This window comes from Mesorhizobium sp. M0904 (genome assembly GCF_040319475.1).
In the GTDB taxonomy this organism is placed as follows: Bacteria; Pseudomonadota; Alphaproteobacteria; order Rhizobiales; family Rhizobiaceae; genus Mesorhizobium.
The window spans coordinates 103,972-121,565 of the sequence record NZ_JAMYOC010000012.1; the positions used below are offsets into that span (position 1 = coordinate 103,972).

Sequence of the window (17,594 nt, forward strand, 5' to 3'; positions counted from 1 at the left end):
GCCATCTGTACTGGGCCGGTACAGTTTCTGTACTCGCCGCGTTGCCGGGAAAGGCCTATGGTTCCGGCGGAGTTTGAGGGAAGGCAACATCGTGACCCAGTCCGGATACAAACAGTTCTGCCCGTTATCGATGGCCGCGGAGGTGCTGTGCACCCGCTGGACCATGGTTCTGCTTCGCGAATTGGTGGCGGGCTCGACCCGTTTCAACGATCTGCGCCGCGGCGTCCCCAAAATGTCGCCGACCCTTCTGTCGCAACGCCTCAAGGAACTCGAGCTGGCCGGGATCGTCGAGCGCAAGGAGGTACGCGGCGAGAAAGGCATCTTCGAATACCGGATGACCGAGGCAGGCAGGGATCTGCGTTCCGTCGTCGAGGCGATGGGTTTTTGGGGGCAGAAATGGGTCGAGTCGCGGCTGTCGCTGAAGAACCTCGATCCGTCGCTGCTGATGTGGGACATGCGGCGCAATCTCAACGCGTCGCCGCTGCCCGACGGGCGCACGGTGATACAATTTCTGTATCAGGAGCTCCCCGCCTCCAAACGGTCGTGGTGGCTGATCGTCGAGAAGCACGGCGAGGTCGACCTCTGCTGGTACGATCCGGGCTTCGATGTCGATCTCTACGTCTCGACCGACCTGCACACCATGACCGAAATCTGGATGGGATTGATCACCGTCGAGAAGGCCGGGGCGAAAGTCGTTCTGACGGGCGACCAGGATATCGCGCGCAAAATGCAGACCTGGCTCGGCCTGAGTCCGTTCGCGGTGGAGCCGAAGCGAGCGGCCTAACTGCCCCTTGGCGAAACGTCCCGAAGCGGTTATGTGTCGGGCCGCGTGGTCCCGTAGCTCAGTAGGATAGAGCGGCAGATTCCTAATCTGTAGGTCACAGGTTCGATTCCTGTCGGGATCACCAAAGTTTTCAATAACTTAGCGAATTGGTGCCGTACTTTTTTGCCAATTAGTACGGCACCTCGTCTATGGCACGAGCGGCGAGGGTTATTGGACCTCTGAGGAAGTTGATTGGATTGTCTACTGTTCGCACGAAGGGACGATCACGCTTGGCGGGTCAATAACAGCAATCGCCCCATCAAAACTCCCTTGCGGCTGATTGGAGTTAACGTCCGCTCCGGGTTGGGAGTTGAATGGCAGCTATCCTTGAACCAGCCCCTTTGACCGGACGGTCTGAAATCGGCCCAAATCGCCGATGCAGAAAATTGCAGGGTAAACGATCATCGCTTGTCCGCTGGCTGACCGCTTGTCGTCAAAGGGATGCGGGCGATGACCTTGATCTCGAAATCGAAACCCGCGAGCCAATTGACGCCCACTGCCGTCCAGTTCGGATAGGGAGGTGCGCCGATTTCTTCCGCGCGGACAGCCAGCACCGTTTCGATCTGTTCGTCCGGGTTGGTGTGGAAGGTGGTGACGTCGACAACGTCATCGAAGCTACACCCGGCGGCGGCCAAGACCTCACGCATATTGGCGAAGGCCCGCCGAACCTGATCCTCGAATACGGGCTCAGGCGAGCCGTCCTCACGGCTCCCGACCTGACCCGACACGAAGAGAAGATCGCCAGAGCGAATGGCCGCGGAATATCGATGAATATCGTATAACGCGTGGCGTTTGGCCGGGAAAATGGCGTCACGTGCAGGCATCTCGTGTTCCCTTCTGTCTTAATAACGGCGCCGGGCCGGAGCCGGGGGCATCTATCGGAATCAACGGGCGGAGCTGCATGCCGGTGCCATGCGGCTCTGGATCGGCGGGAAAGGTTGGGTCACAGCCGCGCCAGCTCCTCGACGGTGAAATCCGCCGCAACCGCGATGTCCTTCTGCCGGTCGAGCTCCTCGATGCGCCCGCCGAGTGCCTTGCGGATGCCGGCATAGGCCTCGGCACCAAGCACCAGCCGTTTCGGGAGCGGACCATCCTGATCCGCAAGCCGGATCATTGCGTCCGTCATGCGGTCGGGGTCGCCCTTGATCACCCATGAGACACCCAGCGCCTCGCGGATCTGACCGGCGGGTGTTCCCTCATAGGCCGCGAGCGGCTTGGTCCGCGCGAGGTTGCCGCCGAACCCGGTCCGCGCCGGCCCAGGTTCCACAAGGCTGAATTCGATGCCGAAGGGAGCAGCCTCCTGCGCCACGGACTCGACGAATCCCTCGATACCCCACTTGGTCGCGTGATAGAGGCTGAAAGCCGGATAGGCGATCTGGCCTCCCTCGCTCGATACCTGTAAAATCCGGCCGCCACCCTGGCTGCGCAGATGCGGCACCGCCGCCCGGATGAGTGCGATCGAGCCGATGAGATTGGTGTCGATGATGTCCCGGACCTGCACATCGCCAGCCTCTTCAGCCGCGCCGAGGAGGCCATAGCCAGCATTGCTGACGACGAGGTCGATCCGAGCGGATGCCGCGAAGGCGCGGTCGACCGCGGCGCGGACCGAGCTCTGGTCCTTGAGGTCCATTGCGACGATGCGGAGCCGTTCGGGGTAACTTGCACGCAGGTCGGGAAGTGCGTCCTCGCTGCGGCTGGCACCGACGACGCGGTCTCCCCTGATCAGGGCCTTCTCCGCCAGCAGCCGGCCTAGACCGGAAGACACACCCGTTATGAGCCAGGTCTTTTCCATTTCTCATTTCTCCAATTGATCCAGGCAGGAGATAGGGCAGTCGCATTGCGCGCATTAGCCGTTGAAATCGGCATGGGATAATGCAAAATCCCCATCAATGCCCCGCCCGTCGCTCAACGATCTCACCGCCTTCGTCGCCGTTGCCACACACCGCGGCTTCCGCCGCGCAGCGGACGAGGTCGGCACGGCACCTTCCACATTGAGCCATGCGATGCGTGCGCTCGAGGAACACATGGGCGTGCGACTTCTGAACCGCACCACACGCAGCGTCTCGCCGACAGAAGCCGGGTTCCGGTTGCTCGACCGTCTTCAGCCGGCGCTCGCCTCGCTGGACGAGGCGCTCGACAGCGTCGCGGGGTTCCGGGGCAATGTCGCGGGCACGGTCCGCATCAACGCACCGCGATTGGTGGCCGGGCTTCTCGTTCGCCGGGTCCTTCCGCAGATGGCGGAGCGCCATCCGGACGTGACCGTGGACATCGTCGTCGAGGGGCGGCTCATCGATATCGTGTCCAGCGGGTTCGATGCCGGCGTACGCCTCATCACATCAATTCCCAAAGACATGATCGCCGTGCCGTTTGCACGCGCGTTGACGTTCATCTGTATCGCGTCGCCCGCCTATCTCGATCGCTTCGGGGAGCCGGGAACGCCCGAGGAATTGCAACGCCACCATTGCATCGGCCACCGTATGCCCAGCGGCAAGCTCTATCGATGGGAGTTCGAACGCGCAGGCCAGGAACTGGTGATCGGGGCAAACGGCCCCATCGTCCTTGATGACGAGGAACTGATGGTCGAAACCGCAATAGAGGGTCTGGGCATCGCCTATGTGGCGGATTGGGCCGCCGAAGCGGCGTTGTCCGATGGCCGGCTACGCAAGGTCCTGACCGCGTGGACGCCAGCACCGGAAGAAGTTGCGGTCTACTACCCCGGACATCGAGCCGTACCGCCCGCACTGCGAGCTTTTCTCGATGTTGTAAAGGACCTGCCGAAGAAAGAACCCTAACCAGATCAACGAAGCCGACGCCCTGGTGCGGAACGGCCGCTCTGCGGACAAAGCTACCCTCGCCACCGGTTCCTTGGCCATGCGCGTCTGAAGTTAGTCCGTGTGTCTGAGCTGGGCTGTGTGGGCGCCTACCCACTGCGTTAGACATGGCGCAGGAAAAGGACGCCTTTGACGCTAACTCCTTGGCCGATAATCAGGCGGTGACTGGCTGCATCAGTTCGAAGATGTTGCCCCAAGGATCGGAGAAGAACGCGATGCGGCTGCTGATCGCCGGAACATCGAATGGCTCATGCACGATTTTCACGCTACGGCGCTTCAACTCGGCAACGGCCTTGTCGACGTCGTCCAGGCGAAGGCAAAGGTGATGCCACCCCGACAGGCCGAGGCTGGCGCCAAGATCCGCGTATACGGGGCGCTCGGCAGCGCCGGGGCCTGCCAGAAGTTCAAGGCGGAAGCCGTCATCCACTGCCGGCGAAAGAAAGACGAAGGTCATATCGTCGCCAGACGGTACGGTATCCACGACTCTGAAATCCAGCTTTTCGGTGTACCACGAGATCGCGGCATCGCGGTCAGGCGCTCGGAGCAAAGAAGGGTCGCATCAGGTCATAGCGCGAACGGCAGGTTTCGAAACGCGCCATGAGGGTCAGCAAATGGCGCTCCTGTCCTGCTGGTGCAAGCGTTTCCCCACCCCGCACCGTACTGCGGTCGGATTCAGGCATCTTGCCGGAACTCACGATAATCGTCATCCTTGCCAGCCCGACGGCCAGCGTTCCGACCGGTCGTCACGGAGCCCGCCCTTGCAAGAAGACGACGCCGGAAACGCATTCCAAGAGGCGATCCTCGCTTCGGTGGTTCGCTCATCGCTCGACTGCGTGATCGTCACGGACGAAGCCGGATTGGTTGTGGAATTCAACGCGGCGGCCGAGGCGACCTTCGGCTATTCGCGCGCTGAAGCGGTCGGCAGACAGATCTCGGAGCTCATCGTCCCGCCGCATCTGCGCAAGGCGCACGCAAACGGGCTTGCCGCCTATCTTGCGGGTGGCGCCCCGCGGTTGCTCGGGCGTCGCACAGAGCAGACTGCCATGCGAGCGAACGGCACCGAGTTTCCGGTGGAACTCACGATCACCGAAGCCCGGAGCGGCAAACGTCGTTTCTTCACGGCGAGCTTGCGCGACCTGTCGCAGCGCCACGCTGCCGACGCAGCTCTGCGTGCCAGCGAAGCCCGCTTGGCGGCATTCATGAAGCATGCTCCCGTAGGCATGTACCTGAAGGATACCGACGGACGCTATCTGGTCGCCAATCCGGAAATGGGAAAGGTCTTCGGCCGGCCAGCCGAGAGCGCGATCGGACTAAGCGCGGCCGACATTTTCGGGCCGCAGGAGGCCGCGATGATCGCGGAAAACGATCGCCGCGTGCTGGAATCGGGACAGGCGATTGCAATCGAGGAATTTCTAAGCAACGCGGTCGATTATGCCTGGAGCCTTGTCGTTCGCTTTCCCGTGCTGTGGGCCGATCAGCAACAGGCGCGCATCGGCGGCTTCGATATCGATATCACCGAGCAGAAGCGCGCGGCCGAGCGCCTGCAGCAAAGCGAGCGGCGCTTCCGAGACCTCACTCACCATCATCCGGTTCCGGTCGTGTTCATAGACTCGCGAACGAGGCACCTGATTACCGCAAATCCCGCCTTCCGCGAGATCATGGGTATCGGCCCCCGTGACGAGGACCGCTTCCGCCAGCACCGCTGGTTCGCCACACGGGAAGACTATCGGCGCCTCAAGGCCCTGTCACGTCAGCAGCCGCGCGCCGACGGCGTGGAGGCTCAACTTCGGCGTCTGGACGGCTCCGTGTTTCCCGTGTCGCTGAGTTGGCGCCACATCGAGATGGACGACCGACCGGTGATCGTCGGCAGCATTCTTGATCTCACCGCAACCAAGGCGGCTGAAGCCGAACTGGCGCGGTCGCGCGAGGCATTGGCGCAGAGCGAGCGGCTCAATGCACTTGGTTCGCTGCTTGCCGGCGTTTCGCACGAACTCAATAACCCCTTGGCGGTCGTCGTCGCGCAGGCCCAGTTGCTGGAAGAATTTCTAGCCGGAACCGCCCACGCACAGCGGGCCGGCAAGATCAGACTCGCCGCCGAGCGCTGCGCGCGCATCGTGAAGACTTTCCTGGCAATGGCGCGACAACGCCAGCCGGAGCGCCGCAGTACCGACGTCAACGATCTGATCCGCGCAGTTCTTGACATCGCCGGCTACGGTTTGCGCACGGCAGGCATCGAGGTGCAATGCCGGCTCGCCGAGGGCCTGCCGCCTTTGGAAGTCGACCCTGACCAGATGCATCAGGTGTTCTACAACCTGATCGTCAACGCGCAACACGCCCTGCAGGAGATACCGGCACCGCGGCGGGTCGAGATCGAAACGTCGCTTGAAGGCAATGACCTCCAGATCGTGATCGCCGACAATGGCCCCGGTGTGCCCGCCGAGATCCGGAACCGCATTTTCGATCCGTTTTTTACCACCAAGGCTCAGGGTGCGGGCACCGGGATCGGGCTCGCTTTCTCGCTCGGCGTGGTGCAGTCGCACAATGGACGGCTGACCCTGCTTGACCGTGCGGACGGCGCGCATTTCCGGTTGCTGTTGCCGGTGGAGGCCTGCACTTCGTCAGATTCAGTCGAAGGTGTTGCGGCTCACTCGGTCGCGGACATCGGTTGTACCGCCCTTGTGGTCGATGACGAGCGGGAGGTTGGAGAAACGGTGGCAGAACTACTAGAGGCTGAAGGTTTTGCCGTCAGGATCGTCGAGGACGGTGCCGGTGCCAAGGCAGCGCTGATGAGTGCTGTTTTCGATGTGATCTTTTGCGATCTGCGGATGCCGAACATCGACGGCCCCGCCTTGTTCGACTGGGCCTGTCAGGCAACCCCGGGCATGGCGGAGCGATTCGTTTTCGTTACCGGCGACACGCTCGGCGGCGCTGCGGCGCGCTTCCTTGAACGGGCCGGTCGACCAGTTGTCGAGAAGCCATTTTCGCGCGATTCTATCCGCCGGGCACTAAGCTCGTTGGCAGACGGTCCGCGCTAGCCAACGACCTCAGCACCTCTAAGCGCGAACGTCTGGTGTGATGCCCGATGCGCGTTCGTAGGCATCTCGCTGTTACATCGCGGTGACAAAAACACCGCCACGGTGGCGTCAACCGGTTACCAAGGGCAGTAAATATCTCCGGCCTTCTGGGAGGAGTGCCGTGTCAGCGTCCCCAGAGGCTGCGTGGGCGTATCGCCGGTTGGCTGTTAGCGCGGCGACTGGATCGCTCCACGCCTCGCAAGCGGGATAGCGAAATCTCGTGAAGGCAAAGTCGAGCTGCGTTTTCCGTTCTGTATCGGCGACCGGCGGCGACTGGGAGAGACGGATACTATGCACATGGGGCGTCTGGAAGGTGCCAGGACATGGACGCGGGGCGGCCCGCGCGCAGGCGCTTGGTCGAGCGGTGCAATGACCACGCAGCGCCACCTCGCAGCGATCATGGTTTGCGACGTGGTCGGCTATTCGCGCCTGACGGAGCGCGACGAGCGCGGCACGCTCGAGCGGCTGAAGATCTACCGCAAGGACCTGCTCGAACCGCTGGTCTCTGAGCACCGGGGTCGGATCGTCAAGCTCACCGGCGACGGCATGCTGTGTGAGTTCGCGAGCGTCGTCAACGCGGTGGCCTCGGCGATGGCGATCCAGCAGGCCCTGGCAGAACACGAGGCGGAGATGCCCGAGGAAGAGCGGATTCGCTTTCGCATCGGCGTCAATCTCGGCGACGTGGTCTGCGAGGAGGACGGCGACCTCTACGGCGACGGGGTCAATATCGCAGCCCGCCTGGACGGCATCGCCGACCCCGGCACCGTGGTCGTCTCAGGCACCGCCTACGACCACCTTCAGGGCAAGCTCGACTGCGGCTTCACGCCGCTCGGCAATCTGCGCCTCAAGAACATCGAGCGGCCTGTGCGCGCCTACCGCGTCGAGACCGACGCCGGCGCCTCGGTGGCTGCATCGCCTCCGCTGCCCGCGAAACCCTCGATCGCGGTTCTGCCTTTTACCAACATGAGCGGCGATCCCGACCAGGAATACTTCGCCGACGGGCTGGTGGAGGACATCATCACGGGATTGAGCCGGGTGAACTCCTTCTTCGTGATCGCCCGCAACTCGTCCTTCACCTACAAGGGCCGGGCGGTGGACCTGCGCCAAGTCGGGCGCGAGCTGGGCGTCCGCTACGTGCTCGAAGGCAGCATCCGCAGAGCAGGATCGCGGGTGCGCATCAGTGGGCAGTTGGTGGACGCGATCAGCGGACACCATGTCTGGGCCGACCGCTTCGAGGGCGACGTGAGCGACATCTTCGACCTGCAGGACAAGGTGACCGAGAGCGTCGTCGGCGCTGTCGAACCGAGCATCCGGCTGCAGGAGATCAAGCAGGCGCGCATGAAGCCGACCGACTACATCGGTGCCTACGACCTTTACCTTCGTGCGCTGCCGCGCTTCTACAGCATGACGCGCGAAGGCTTCGCCGACGTGCGCCGGCTCACCAACGAGGCGCTCAGCATCGACCCAGACTTCACCCTGGCGAAGGCACTCGGTGCCTATATCCGCAGCCTGTCGGTGAGTCAGTGCTGGCACGAGCCCGACGATATCCGCGTCGCCGTGCGCATGGCCCGCGAGGTGCTGGCGGACGCGCGAGACGACCCGACAAGCTTGCGTTTCGCCGCGCAGGTGATCGCCTACAGCGCCAAGGATTACGAGACGGCGCTAGACACGATCGAACGGTCCCTGCTCCTCAACCCCAATTCGGCGCAGGGCCATACGGGCAGCGGCTGGGTGAACGCCCATTCCGGCCACCCCCTCGTTGCGATCGAGCACTTCCACAGGGCGATGCGGCTGAGCCCGGTCGACCCCGAGAAGGGCATCGCGCTCTCCGGCATCGGGATGAGCTACCTGATGCTCGAACGCTACGAGGAAGCGCTGGCTTGGGGAGAACGAGCGCTGCGCGAGATGCCGAATTACGGCTCCTCGCACCGGGTGGTGATCATGGCGCTGGTCAAACTCAACCGGCTGGACGAAGCGCAGGCGGCGGCGCGGCGGCTGATGGAGGCGTTCCCGACCTACACGCTCGGCCTGCAGAGGCAGATCAACCCGTGGCGGGACAAGGTGTTCGCCGAGCACTACGTCGAAGCGTTGGGTATTGCCGGCGTGCCGGAGTGATCGTCGCGGTTGCAAAGATGCCCTCTCCTGCGCGTCACGTCCGGCCAGGCGACGCGCCCCTTGATCCCGCGTCGCTTCAGGAAGGATAGTTCTCTGGCCGGCTTGTCGAGGACCGAGCGCGTAGAGCAGCTGTGAACAGCCGGCGAGCTCTCGTGGCACTTTCGTAGGATAGCGTTTCGTGGTGACCCAAAATTGACCTTGGTGGAATTCGAACCAAGACATTACCGTCGCGGTGCGTCCGTCTGGCGGATGCAGCTAACGCCGGAAAGCATTTTCGTCGCCGCCTGTCTGTTGGTGTAGATCGGCCCCGCGTCGTCACACCGGGAAAAGACGATGCGCCGAGGCTTGTCATCATTTGGAAGTTCTTCGATGCACAGCGAAATCGCTTGCAGCTCTGCGAAGCGATTCGCAATTATCGCCGCAATCCACGTCCCACCTGGAGGCTCCCATGGCCGAGGTCCTGCTGTTCCACCACGCACAAGGGTTGACTCCCGGCGTGCGCGCGTTCGCTGACGACCTGCGGGCAGCCGGGCACACCGTGCATACGCCGGACCTGTTCGATGGACGCACATTCCAGAGTATTGACGAGGGTCTCGCCTACATCGGTGAGATCGGGTTCGACGACATGCGGGAGCGCGGCGTCCGCGTCGCCGACGAACTGACGCCCGAGCTCGTTTACGCCGGATTCTCGTTCGGCGTACTGCCGGCGCAGAAGCTCACACAGACACGACCCGGTGCCTGCGGAGCCCTGCTCTTCCACTCCTGTCTGCCGATTAGCGGCGAGTGGGCGTTCGGACCCTGGCCGGACGGCGTCCCGGTCCAGATCCACGGTATGGATAACGACCCGATCTTCATCGGCGAGGGCGACATACACGCCGCTCGCGAGATCGTGGAGAAGGTCGAGGACGCGGAGCTGTTCCTCTATCCCGGCGACCAGCACTACTTCGCCGACAGCTCGCTGCCGTCGTACGACGCGGCTGCCAGCGCACTGCTCACGCGGCGGGTGCTCGAGTTCCTGGACCGTGTCTGACCATGTCGGCGAGGGCCTCATTGAGGAGTATTGGCAGTTCTCGTCAAATCTCCATAGGGTCGAATTCGCGATCACCACCCGCGCGTTCGTTCCCTGGAGGGCTTCCGGACGCCGGCCCCGGCACCCAAATTCCTAATCTGTAGGTCACAGGTTCAATCCCTGTCGGGATCACCACGTTTTCAACAGGTTACCAGACGGTTGCATCGGTGCTCGGCTGTGAACGCGTGCGAGGAAGTCGCGCACCAACGCAAGCGCCTCATCGAAATGGGTTTCCAGTAGCCAGTGGCCGGCGCCATCGAGGAGATGGAGTTCTGCTTGCGGCAAGTCGCGCTTGTAGGCGCGGGCGGATGCGGCCGGCATATAGCCATCCGCAGGACCCCAGACGATCAGTGTCGGTGGTTGCCGTTCGCGCAGATAAGCCTGGTATTTCGGGAACCAGTTGAGGTTCGCCTCCAGCTTCTCCATCAGGCCGACCGCGAGCCGCCGACGGGGCGGCGTGTCCATCAGAGGCCAATGGAGTTTCCACAGATCCGGTGGCACGCGCTCGGCCACGGCCTCGCCAACCTGACCGATGAACTCGTGCCGGAAGCCCTCCTCGCTCACTGCTTCTTCCAGCGGGCGATGCTTGTCGGGCGTCTTGTCGTTCCAATACGCCTTGATGGCTGCGTATTTCGGGCCGAGCACGTCTTCGTAGATGTCGCCGTTCTGGATGATAAGCGCGGCAACGCGCTCCGGATAGGCGATGGCGTGGCGCAATCCGATCTGCGAGCCGTAATCGTGCAGCCAGAGCGCATAGTGGGACAGGCCGAGCGTGTCCGCGAAAGCCGCCAAAAACCCGGCATAGGTCTCGAAATCGTAGCCGAATGCAGCCATGTCGGGCGTAGCGCTATAGCCGAAGCCAGGAAAGTCCGGGGCGAACGTGTGCCAGCGATCAGCCAGTCCGGGCATCAGCCTTCGAAACTGATAAGAGGAACAGGGATAGCCGTGCGGCAGCAGAAGCACGGGAGCGTCGGCCGGGCCTTCCTCGCGAAAGAAGACAGTAATTCCGTCAACTCTGATTTGGCGGTGTCGCAACTTTGCCTCCTCGATTGAAAGGCTCCGAAAATGACTGGTAACCTCCCGCATCCCGTTGTGAGCGCCTGGACCCGAAACTCATGATCAGGTCGAGGGTTCCCGGTCGCGGCGGTGGAAGCGACCAAGGAACCCCGCCGCCGATCAGATCGTTTGGCGACATCTGGCCAGATCAACCTGAGGCAGATATGCCGCATGCTCGCAATCGCATGGAACCGAACATCGGCAAAGTCTGCCGTGGATTCGGGGCTTGGCGCAATGCTGCGTGACGTCGATTATGTCCTGCAAAAACTCGACTGGATGCGCGCCGAAGGCATCTGGCCCAACGGCTTGCGATATCTGTGGACCGATGCATTCGGGGTCGTGCTCTACGTCTCGCTTTACACGGAACTTGGCGAAGAGCGCTGGCTGGACGAGGCCGAGCGGCTGGTGGTGGATGTCGAGCGTGTGCTCGGCCGCCGGCGCGGATTGAGGATCGGCGAAGCGCCGGATCGCGACGGCCAGTATTTCCACTATCTGGCGATGTGGCTGTTCGCCCTGGCGCGTCTCGGCGATCTGAAGCCGGAATACCGCAAGCGCGGCATTACGCTGGCGCGGGACATTCACCCGGCATTTGTGGTCCCCGGCCGCGGCGTGATCTGGAAGATGCAGGAGGATTTGAGCGGTCCTTACCCCGGCTACGGCCTCGGCAGCATGGATGCCTATGACGGCTACGTCTCTTATCGGATGCTCGACGAAGAGGAACTGGCGCCCGAGATCGCGCAGATGCGTGACCTGATGGAGCGCGATTGGCGCACACTCGACGTCGACCAGGACCTCGGCCTCGGCATGATGCTGTGGCTCGCCCATTTCTTTCCCGACGAGCCGTGGGCCGAGGCCCAGACGAGGCGTTCGCTACGAACCCTGGAAACGATGTGGGTCGACCCGCCCGGTTATTTCAGCCGCGCGCCATGGCTGCGCGATACCAAGTTCGCCTTCACCAATTACGGCGTATCGCTCGGCCTGCAAGCCGCCGGCATCTGGCCGGGGCGTGTCGATAGGCTGAATGCCTTCTTCGAGGACTGGCGCTCCGGCGACGAATACGACCGCGAGGCGATCACCTGGGTGATGGCCTGCACCTCGCGCCTTCCCGGTGCTTTTCTGACCCGGGGTGGCGGGACAATGACTGAAAGAAGCAACCAAGCTCGGGAACGTTCCCCTGCTGGCGCGGTTGTCGATGGAAGTGCATCGAGACGCAAGGAGCGCGGTTGAAATGGCCATTCTCTTGGGAAAACCGGGAAGCTGTTGGGTAGCGGCAGCCAGATCCAGGAACTATCCCCAGCTCGAAGGTTCGATCCGTGCGGACGCCGTTGTCGTAGGTGCTGGAATTGTCGGGCTGACGACGGCGCTTCGCCTTTGCGAGGCAGGCCGGTCGGTGGTCGTCGTTGAAGGCCTGCGCACGGGCGGCCAGGTGACCGGCCGCTCGACGGCCAAGATCACCACGCAGCATGCACTGATCTATCGTCATCTCATCGACACTGTCGGCCCGGAGTTGGCCCAGGTCTACGCCGATGCGAATTCCGCCGGCGCCCGACAGATCCGCGATTGGGTTCGCGAGTACGCCATCGCCTGCGATCTCGAGAGCAAGGATGCCTACACCTACACCTGCGATGAAAGCCGGCGCGCGGAGGTCGCGGCCGAGGCCGAGGCCGCGCGCCAGGTCGGGCTGGAGGCCGAGATCCTCGACCACGCGCCGCTGCCTTTCGAAACGGCCGCCGCGCTACGGTTTTCTGGCCAGGCGCAGTTCAATCCGGCGATGTATCTGGTTGGCCTGGCGGAAGCGGTGACGGCCCATGGTGGTCGGATCTTCGAAGACAGCCGCGCCACGTCGATCGACGAGGCAAGCCGCTGGCGCATCGTCACCGATGGCGGCGCCGTTGATGCCGGGCATGTCGTCGTCGCCACCAACATGACGGTGAAGAGCCCCATCGGCATGGCGAACCGGACGCAACCGCGCTGCCACACCGCCATGGCCTTTCGGATCGACGATCCCCTCACTGTCGACGGCATGTTCATCGGCATCGACGATCCGACGCATTCCATCCGCACGGGCCACGATGCCGAAGGCCCGCTGCTGGTCGCGCTCGGCCCCAAGTTCAACACCGGCTGGGACGGCGACGTGGCCAAACGGTTTGTCGAACTGGAAAAATGGGCAAGAAAGAACCTTTCGGTCGGCGACGTCGCGTGGCGCTGGTGCAATGAGGATTATGATACGGCCGACAGGATTCCATATGCCGGCGAGCCCGATCCCGCCAAGGCAGCCGGCTTCCACATTGCCACCGGCTTCAACGCCTGGGGCATCACCAACGGGACGGCCGTGGGCGCGATGATCGCCGACCTGATCTGCGGCCGCCCGAGCCCATGGCAAAAACTCTACGATCCGGCCCGGCCCCATCCTGAGGACTTCCACAAGAACGGCCGCAGTCAATCGATCGTCTCGAGCACCCACGACATTGCGCCTGGTATGGGGGGCGTGATCGTCAGGGGAGAGGAAAAGATTGCGGCGTGGAGAGACACCGAAGGCGCACTACAGGCGGTTTCGGCGACTTGCACCCACAAGGGCTGCACCGTAACCTGGAACACTGCGGACCACACCTGGGATTGTCCCTGCCACGGCTCGATCTTCGCGGCCGATGGTTCGGTCATCCACGGCCCTGCCCGAAAACCGCTTGCCCAGATTACGCTGTGAAGGCGGCGACCGACGCCCTCCGCGTCACGCCGGCCGTTCGTAGGTTCCGACCAACTCCGTCTCCTCCAATGCGTGTTTCTGGGCTTGCTTCCAGACCTGATGCACGCCCGCCTGTCCCGGTACGCTGAGGCTCGGCACATCAAGCGCGGCCAGCCGGAAATGGTAATGATGGACGCCATGCCCTACGGGCGGCTGCGGGCCATCGTAATAGGCATTGCCGAAATCGTTGGTGCCCTGCCTGAGTGCCGACGGACCGGGCTTGCCGTCTGCTGCCTCGGCGAGTTCGCCGGCATCGGGCGGGATGTTGAATACCGCCCAATGCCCGAAAGTCCCGCTTGGCGCATCGGGATCCAACACGACAAGAACAAGGCTCTTGGCACCATCCGGAACACCGGACCACTTCAGTGGCGGCGAGACGTTCTGGCCGTCACGCGTATACCTTTCGGGAATTTTTCCGCCTGCCGGGAACGCCGGGCTGATAAGGGTGAGTGGCATTGCTGTTTCCCCAAGAAGATTGCGACCAAGAAACCCGCGCCGGCGCCATTCACGCCGCTTGCTGAGCTTCGGCGACGCGTCTGATCTCTCCTGGCAGGGATTCCCAGACCTTGTGCATCTGTCCTTCTCCGACATGATGGGCAAGCACCTTGGACACGGCCCTGAATGCATCCTTGGAATCGACCGGACGGGTGAATTCAAGCTCCGCCTTGATCTTGGCCAGAAACTCGTCGAGCGACCGCACCTTCTCGGGGGCCTTGGAAGGTTGATATTGGTCATAGAAGGCGCCGCGCACCAGAATCGGCAGCTGCGAGCCGAGGTGGGCTGCAAGATCCGGCTGCATACGGTCGCGCAGGGCGTGCAGCACCGCTCCGAGAACGTGCCAGGCGACCTGCCGATCCGGTCCGATCTCGTCCATGATCTCGTCGAGCCAGATGTTCGTGGTCTGCAGTGTCTTGTCGAATACGTCGAGTCTGGTGGCGTTCATCGAATCCTCCTTCCGTTCAAATCCGATTACGGCGGATGTGACCAAACAGTCCTACCTGCCGGTTGTTCTCCGATGCGCATTCCGCGGTTTTTCGGACCGCCTTTCCCGGCCGGCGTGCGGAACATCCTCATGGGCGGACGAGTTTTATTTGCTGTCGCCGATCACATGGCGGCGAGCGATGCAAATAGGAAAAACAGGAGAAGAACCATGGCAAACCGTGACTTGGCGTCCTGGCCGCCATCCCGAAGTCTTTATCCATCCGGACGAGATCCGCTTACGTCATTCCACCGGCAGATCGATCGCCTGTTCGACGACTTCTTTGCGCCAATGGCCGAAGCGACTACGGCCGGCGATCTTTGGCCGAGCGTCGACGTATATGAAACAGACCAAGCCTATAAGGTCACCGCCGAATTGCCGGGGCTCGAGCAGAAGGACGTTGAGCTCAAGCTGCGCGACAACACCCTCTCCATCACGGGCGAGAAGCGTTCGGAGCACAAGGAAGGCGTTGGCGGCCGCACCTATAGCGAACGCAGTTATGGCCGGTTTCAGCGGACCATCTCCCTGGATGCGGAGGTCGATGCCGACAAGGTGCAGGCCACTTTCAAGAACGGCGTTTTGGCTGTCGAGCTTCCGAAGAACCCCGCAGCAAAGGACAAGACACGCCGCATTGAAGTGAAAGCGCGATAGTTGCCAAGCTGAAGGCTGCCTGAGCAGGCGGTGCTCAGCTAAACGGCGAGCGCGGTACAACCTGCGGGCAAGCGCCCTAGCGCCGGGGATTGTCCGTCGCCTCGGAAACGCCTTCGAGAGCGATTTTGGCGGCTTCCTCATCGGTCCGCCCGAGGTCGGCCAGGGCGATGACGCCGACGAGGCGCTTGTCGTGGTTGATCACCGGAAGACGACGCACCTGATGCTTGGCCATGATCTTCGCCGCATCGGTGATATCGGCGTCGTCGAAGCACCAATAGACATGCTCGGACATGACCTCGCGCACGGTCGTGTTGCCGGCTGAGCGCTCCTCGGCGACGCCGCGCATCACGATGTCGCGGTCTGTCACCATGCCGACCAGCCTGTCATTCTCGCCGACCGGAAGGGCGCCGAGATTGTCGGCCCGCATTTTCCGGGCGGCATCCCTAATTGTCGTGTTCGGGCCGACCAGTTCGGTCCGACGGCTCATGATCTCCTGAACTTGCATGGGATATTCCTCTCTCTGACTGCTGAGGCAACAAGCCGCCAACCGCGCCTGCTGCTGCGCATCGCGAGATCGCCAGCTATCCTGACGAGGCATGTACGGATCACGATCTTCTCGATCCGCGCGCGAACGCGCCTCCCGGCACCTCGCGATCGAAACTATTCTTGGAACGTCCCGGCAGCGAGCGAGTTCCAAAATGATACCGGTGCCGCAGCCATCCCACGGGATGTGGCCGCAGGTTGGTGAAAGAACATCCACCGGGAAAACAGATGCACGCGGATTGAAGGTCATGGCTGTCCTCTTTTCAGATCGCCGCGAGGCCGGGCGGCGGCTCGCCGGGGAGCTCGTTCGCTTTGCCGGCCGCGACGACGTGATCGTATTGGCGCTGCCCCGAGGCGGCGTGCCGGTCGGCTACGAGGTCGCGCAGGCACTCAAGGCACCACTCGACGTCTTCGTCGTGCGCAAGCTCGGCGTCCCCGGCCACGAGGAACTGGCCATGGGGGCGATCGCGCCCTCCGGCGTACGTGTCCTGAACGACGAAATCGTCAGCGGTCTCGCGATCCCGCCATATGTCATCGACGCGGTCGCAGCAAAGGAGGAAAAAGAGCTTCTGCGCCGCGAGCACCTCTATAGGGCCGGGCGACCCCCACCGCAGTTGAATGGACGGACCATTATCCTCGTGGATGACGGGCTTGCGACCGGATCGACCATGCGGGCCGGAATCAAGGCGCTGCGAAAAAACCACGCCGCCCGTATTGTCGCGGCCGTTCCCGTCGGTAGCCCCGACACTTGCGACGCGATGCGGGCGGACGCCGACGAGGTCGTTTGCGCGACGACACCAGAGCCGTTGCTCGGTGTCGGGCGCTGGTACGTGGATTTCTCGCAGACGAGCGATGAAGAGGTCCGCGCGCTCCTCGCCAGGTCCGTGCCCAAGCCTGCAGCTTCCGACAAGACTGCCGCTTCCGAAGAGGAGTTGGCTGGGCACGCGGGCGCGGGTCCGGCGCGCGGCACCAGATCGCCATAGCGGAGGTGGATATGGACCGGCATAGCGAGCACGTCGTTCATGTTCCCGCGGGGCCTGTCACGCTTGAGGGCAATCTTTCGTTGCCCCCGGATGCTCGCGGCCTCGTGCTCTTCGCCCATGGCAGCGGAAGCAGCCGCCACAGCCCGCGCAACCGCTACGTGGCCGCAAGGCTGAACGAGGCGAACCTCGCCACCTTCCTCGTCGACCTGTTGACGGCCGAAGAGGAGCGGATCGACCAGGTCACGGCCGAGTTGCGCTTCAATATCGGACTGCTCGCCGATCGGCTGGTCGGCGTCACGGATTGGCTCGCCGCCTCCCCGGACACGTCGGGGTTGCGTCTTGGCTATTTCGGCGCGAGCACGGGCGCCGGTGCCGCCCTGGTGGCGGCGGCCGAGCGGCCCGACCAGGCCGCGGCGGTGGTTTCGCGTGGTGGCCGGCCCGATCTCGCAGCGCTCGCCCTGCCGCGCGTCCGGGCGCCGACCTTGCTCGTCGTCGGAGGCGCGGACACGCAAGTGATCGCACTCAACCGCTCGGCTTTGGTGGCGCTCCGCGGCGAGAAGGAGCTCGCCATCGTCCCTGGCGCGACACATCTGTTCGAGGAGCCCGGCGCCCTGGACGAAGTCGCGGATCTCGCTACCCAATGGTTCTTGCGCCATCTGGTTTCGGACAGATCGGCGTCGACGTCCTGACAGCCGGGGCTTGGATCACCAGTCCCGGGATCATTTGC

Annotated in this window: 17 protein-coding genes and 1 tRNA gene; 11 read left to right on the forward strand and 7 right to left on the reverse strand. The window is 63.2% G+C overall.

Features of this window, described 5'->3' with window-relative positions; translation table 11 throughout:
• Positions 1-91: 91 nt before the first annotated feature.
• Positions 92-784 carry a winged helix-turn-helix transcriptional regulator gene (locus tag NKH80_RS14750; protein ID WP_254816613.1) on the forward strand — a complete coding sequence of 231 codons (693 nt, stop codon included), beginning with the start codon at positions 92-94 and terminating at the stop codon, positions 782-784.
• A 47-nt stretch (positions 785-831) separates the two neighbouring features.
• Positions 832-908 (forward strand) — tRNA-Arg (locus NKH80_RS14755).
• A 316-nt stretch (positions 909-1,224) separates the two neighbouring features.
• Here NKH80_RS14755 and NKH80_RS14760 read toward each other — a convergent pair.
• Positions 1,225-1,647: a RidA family protein gene (locus NKH80_RS14760; protein ID WP_254816612.1), complete on the reverse strand. Its 423-nt coding sequence runs from the start codon at positions 1,645-1,647 to the stop codon at positions 1,225-1,227.
• 119 nt (positions 1,648-1,766) lie between these two features.
• Complete coding sequence (locus NKH80_RS14765) at positions 1,767-2,615, reverse strand: SDR family oxidoreductase (RefSeq protein WP_352992142.1); 849 nt, start codon at positions 2,613-2,615, stop codon at positions 1,767-1,769.
• 97 nt (positions 2,616-2,712) lie between these two features.
• Here NKH80_RS14765 and NKH80_RS14770 point away from each other — a divergent pair, with 97 nt between their 5' ends.
• The gene (locus NKH80_RS14770) at positions 2,713-3,615 is read left to right on the forward strand and encodes a LysR family transcriptional regulator (protein ID WP_352880669.1); all 903 of its coding nucleotides are present in this window, start codon (positions 2,713-2,715) and stop codon (positions 3,613-3,615) included.
• 193 nt (positions 3,616-3,808) lie between these two features.
• Here NKH80_RS14770 and NKH80_RS14775 read toward each other — a convergent pair whose 3' ends face one another.
• A complete protein-coding gene (locus tag NKH80_RS14775) occupies positions 3,809-4,201 on the reverse strand; it encodes a VOC family protein (RefSeq protein ID WP_352992144.1) in 393 nt (130 codons plus the stop codon).
• A 64-nt stretch (positions 4,202-4,265) separates the two neighbouring features.
• Here NKH80_RS14775 and NKH80_RS14780 point away from each other — a divergent pair, with 64 nt between their 5' ends.
• The 3 genes from NKH80_RS14780 (at position 4,266) to NKH80_RS14790 (ending at position 9,873) form a co-directional block, all read left to right on the forward strand.
• A complete protein-coding gene (locus tag NKH80_RS14780; RefSeq protein WP_352992146.1) occupies positions 4,266-6,689 on the forward strand; it encodes a hybrid sensor histidine kinase/response regulator in 2,424 nt (807 codons plus the stop codon).
• A gap of 408 nt (positions 6,690-7,097) precedes the next feature.
• Entirely contained in the window at positions 7,098-8,843 is a 1,746-nt protein-coding gene (locus NKH80_RS14785; RefSeq protein WP_352805152.1) for an adenylate/guanylate cyclase domain-containing protein, read from the forward strand.
• Positions 8,844-9,291: 448 nt separating this feature from the next.
• Positions 9,292-9,873 carry a dienelactone hydrolase family protein gene (locus tag NKH80_RS14790; RefSeq protein ID WP_352992149.1) on the forward strand — a complete coding sequence of 194 codons (582 nt, stop codon included), beginning with the start codon at positions 9,292-9,294 and terminating at the stop codon, positions 9,871-9,873.
• A 168-nt stretch (positions 9,874-10,041) separates the two neighbouring features.
• On the opposite strand, the gene NKH80_RS14795 is transcribed toward NKH80_RS14790, so the two are convergent.
• Positions 10,042-10,998, reverse strand: coding sequence for an alpha/beta fold hydrolase (locus NKH80_RS14795; RefSeq protein ID WP_352992151.1), 957 nt, complete (start codon positions 10,996-10,998; stop codon positions 10,042-10,044).
• 141 nt (positions 10,999-11,139) lie between these two features.
• On the opposite strand from NKH80_RS14795, the gene NKH80_RS14800 reads away from it, so the two are divergent.
• Together NKH80_RS14800 and NKH80_RS14805 are read left to right on the forward strand one after the other, a co-directional pair.
• Entirely contained in the window at positions 11,140-12,195 is a 1,056-nt protein-coding gene (locus NKH80_RS14800) for a hypothetical protein (protein ID WP_352992153.1), read from the forward strand.
• A gap of 1 nt (position 12,196) precedes the next feature.
• Positions 12,197-13,672 (forward strand): FAD-dependent oxidoreductase, encoded by a 1,476-nt coding sequence (locus tag NKH80_RS14805; protein ID WP_352992155.1) that lies wholly within the window; start codon positions 12,197-12,199, stop codon positions 13,670-13,672.
• Positions 13,673-13,696: 24 nt separating this feature from the next.
• Here the strand turns inward: NKH80_RS14805 and NKH80_RS14810 are convergent, their stop codons facing one another.
• Together NKH80_RS14810 and NKH80_RS14815 are read right to left on the reverse strand one after the other, a co-directional pair.
• Entirely contained in the window at positions 13,697-14,167 is a 471-nt protein-coding gene (locus NKH80_RS14810; RefSeq protein WP_352505044.1) for a YbhB/YbcL family Raf kinase inhibitor-like protein, read from the reverse strand.
• A 49-nt stretch (positions 14,168-14,216) separates the two neighbouring features.
• Positions 14,217-14,654, reverse strand: coding sequence for a DUF2267 domain-containing protein (locus tag NKH80_RS14815; protein ID WP_352992157.1), 438 nt, complete (start codon positions 14,652-14,654; stop codon positions 14,217-14,219).
• A 72-nt stretch (positions 14,655-14,726) separates the two neighbouring features.
• Here NKH80_RS14815 and NKH80_RS14820 point away from each other — a divergent pair, with 72 nt between their 5' ends.
• Complete coding sequence (locus tag NKH80_RS14820) at positions 14,727-15,341, forward strand: Hsp20/alpha crystallin family protein (RefSeq protein ID WP_352805136.1); 615 nt, start codon at positions 14,727-14,729, stop codon at positions 15,339-15,341.
• Positions 15,342-15,417: 76 nt separating this feature from the next.
• On the opposite strand, the gene NKH80_RS14825 is transcribed toward NKH80_RS14820, so the two are convergent.
• Complete coding sequence (locus NKH80_RS14825; RefSeq protein WP_502895512.1) at positions 15,418-15,846, reverse strand: CBS domain-containing protein; 429 nt, start codon at positions 15,844-15,846, stop codon at positions 15,418-15,420.
• 286 nt (positions 15,847-16,132) lie between these two features.
• Between NKH80_RS14825 and NKH80_RS14830 the strand changes: the two genes are divergently transcribed.
• Together NKH80_RS14830 and NKH80_RS14835 are read left to right on the forward strand one after the other, a co-directional pair.
• On the forward strand, positions 16,133-16,867 hold the full coding sequence (locus NKH80_RS14830; RefSeq protein WP_352805134.1) for a phosphoribosyltransferase: 735 nt from the start codon (positions 16,133-16,135) through the stop codon (positions 16,865-16,867).
• Positions 16,868-16,878: 11 nt separating this feature from the next.
• Positions 16,879-17,556, forward strand: a complete 678-nt coding sequence (locus tag NKH80_RS14835) for a dienelactone hydrolase family protein (protein WP_352476221.1) — start codon at positions 16,879-16,881, stop codon at positions 17,554-17,556.
• Positions 17,557-17,594 lie beyond the last annotated feature (38 nt).

What these genes read in the sequence shown, in the direction of transcription:
- NKH80_RS14770 (WP_352880669.1), top strand. Translation starts at nt 2,713, where the DNA reads ATGCCCCGCCCGTCGCTCAACGATCTCACCGCCTTCGTCGCCGTTGCC.
- NKH80_RS14790 (WP_352992149.1), top strand. Translation starts at nt 9,292, where the DNA reads ATGGCCGAGGTCCTGCTGTTCCACCACGCACAAGGGTTGACTCCCGGC.
- NKH80_RS14815 (WP_352992157.1), bottom strand. Translation starts at nt 14,654, where the DNA reads ATGAACGCCACCAGACTCGACGTATTCGACAAGACACTGCAGACCACG.
- NKH80_RS14780 (WP_352992146.1), top strand. Translation starts at nt 4,266, where the DNA reads ATGGCGCTCCTGTCCTGCTGGTGCAAGCGTTTCCCCACCCCGCACCGT.
- NKH80_RS14800 (WP_352992153.1), top strand. Translation starts at nt 11,140, where the DNA reads ATGCTCGCAATCGCATGGAACCGAACATCGGCAAAGTCTGCCGTGGAT.
- NKH80_RS14805 (WP_352992155.1), top strand. Translation starts at nt 12,197, where the DNA reads ATGGCCATTCTCTTGGGAAAACCGGGAAGCTGTTGGGTAGCGGCAGCC.
- NKH80_RS14785 (WP_352805152.1), top strand. Translation starts at nt 7,098, where the DNA reads ATGACCACGCAGCGCCACCTCGCAGCGATCATGGTTTGCGACGTGGTC.
- NKH80_RS14820 (WP_352805136.1), top strand. Translation starts at nt 14,727, where the DNA reads ATGCGCATTCCGCGGTTTTTCGGACCGCCTTTCCCGGCCGGCGTGCGG.
- NKH80_RS14765 (WP_352992142.1), bottom strand. Translation starts at nt 2,615, where the DNA reads ATGGAAAAGACCTGGCTCATAACGGGTGTGTCTTCCGGTCTAGGCCGG.
- NKH80_RS14835 (WP_352476221.1), top strand. Translation starts at nt 16,879, where the DNA reads ATGGACCGGCATAGCGAGCACGTCGTTCATGTTCCCGCGGGGCCTGTC.
- NKH80_RS14795 (WP_352992151.1), bottom strand. Translation starts at nt 10,998, where the DNA reads ATGCGGGAGGTTACCAGTCATTTTCGGAGCCTTTCAATCGAGGAGGCA.
- NKH80_RS14830 (WP_352805134.1), top strand. Translation starts at nt 16,133, where the DNA reads ATGGCTGTCCTCTTTTCAGATCGCCGCGAGGCCGGGCGGCGGCTCGCC.
- NKH80_RS14760 (WP_254816612.1), bottom strand. Translation starts at nt 1,647, where the DNA reads ATGCCTGCACGTGACGCCATTTTCCCGGCCAAACGCCACGCGTTATAC.
- NKH80_RS14825 (WP_502895512.1), bottom strand. Translation starts at nt 15,846, where the DNA reads ATGCAAGTTCAGGAGATCATGAGCCGTCGGACCGAACTGGTCGGCCCG.
- NKH80_RS14810 (WP_352505044.1), bottom strand. Translation starts at nt 14,167, where the DNA reads ATGCCACTCACCCTTATCAGCCCGGCGTTCCCGGCAGGCGGAAAAATT.